This window comes from Arthrobacter sp. JCM 19049, from assembly GCF_001310435.1.
The window spans coordinates 1-1,526 of sequence record NZ_BAXF01000501.1; the positions used below are offsets into that span (position 1 = coordinate 1).

A 1,526-nucleotide genomic window follows, 5' to 3' on the forward strand; every position below is an offset into this window, starting at 1 on the left:
CCCAGCCGGATGCCCAGCCCCAGGAAGAATGCCGCCACCCGGCAAAGAGCAGCACCAGGCGGCCACCGCCATCGGCGTGGGGCCGGGAAAATACGTGGTCTCGCTCAGCGGCGCGTAGGCGAACCAGCCGAATTCGCGCAGCTGGCGGGCATCCCACCACTTCATGACCAGCCCGGCGATCAGGCACAGGACTCCGCTCAGCATCAGGATGGCGGCCCCGCGAGGCCGCGGTTTCGTACCGGGAAGGTTCGTTGACATGTTGTCATTATGACCGGGTCCCGCGCACTTTCGGCGCCGGGCGCGCGGGCCGGACCCACTGGGGAGTCACCAAAGCAAAACCTGCCGTCGGGCGATGGCGGGTCAGCCATGGCGCGACGGCAGGTTTAGCGCGGAATGTTGCCCCAGGACCTAGTGGCCGCGGGCGATCCACTCATCCAGGTTCGGGGCCTCGGCCGCGATGCTGGTGCTCGGCCCGTGCCCGGTGTAGACCACGGTCTTCTCCGGCAGATTCAGCAGGCGTTCGCGGATCGATTCGATGATCGTCTCGAAGCTGGAGTAGCTGCGCCCGGTGGCGCCAGGCCCCCGCTGAACAGGGTGTCACCACTGAACACCACATCCAGCTCCGGCACGTGGAAGCACGTGGAGCCCGGCGAGTGCCCGGGGGTATGCATCGCATGCAGGGTGACCCCGGCGATGGAGAACTGGTCCCCGTCCTTGATCTCCGCGTCTGGCTTGCGCTCCGGGTAGACCGCGTCCCAGAGCATCGAGTCCTCCGGGTTCAGGTACAGCGGGGCGCCGACCTTGTCGGCGAACTCCCCGGCGGCGCGGATGTGGTCATCGTGGCCGTGGGTGAGCAGCACCGCCTTGACCTTGCGCTCGCCCAGGGCGGTGAGGATCTTCTCCGGCTCGTGGGCCGGGTCGATGACCAGCACCTCCTTGGCGTCGCCGATGATCCAGACGTTGTTGTCCACATCCCAGGTTCCGCCATCGAGGCTGAAGGTCCCCGAGGTGATCACGTTTTCAATCTGTGCGTTCATTAGAGTTCCACCACCGATCGCAGCACGGTTCCTTCGTGCATCTTGTCAAAGGCCGCCTCAATCTCGTCCAGCTTGATGCGTTCGGAGACAAAGGTGTCCAAGTCCAGGCGGCCGAGCTTGTACTGGTCCACCAGCATCGGGAAGTCCCGGCTGGGCAGGCAGTCCCCGTACCAGGAGCTCTTCAGCGCCCCGCCGCGGCCGAACACGTCCAGCAGCGGCAGCTCCAGGGTCATCTCCGGGGTCGGCACGCCCACCAGCACTACGCGTCCGGCCAGGTCGCGGGCGTAGAAGGCCTGCTTGTAGGTTTCGGGCCGGCCCACCGCGTCGATGACCACATCGGCGCCGAAGCCCCCGGTCAGTTCCTGGATCGCCTGCACGGCGTCCTGCTTGCTGGAGTCCACGGTGTGGGTGCACCCAGCTTCTGAGCGGTCTTGAGCTTGTCCGGGTTGACGTCCACCGCGATGATGGTGGTCGCCCCGGCCAGCTGGG

The 1,526-nt window shown here is 66.6% G+C and carries 3 pseudogenes; all 3 read right to left on the reverse strand.

The annotated features are described in order from the left end of the window. Positions 1-204: pseudogene (locus JCM19049_RS13805) on the reverse strand (hypothetical protein); the annotation flags it as partial. A 204-nt stretch (positions 205-408) separates the two neighbouring features. Next, positions 409-1,037, reverse strand: a pseudogene (locus JCM19049_RS13810) (MBL fold metallo-hydrolase). Beyond that, positions 1,037-1,526, reverse strand: a pseudogene (locus tag JCM19049_RS13815) (zinc-binding dehydrogenase); the annotation flags it as partial. The pseudogenes JCM19049_RS13810 and JCM19049_RS13815, both read right to left, overlap by 1 nt.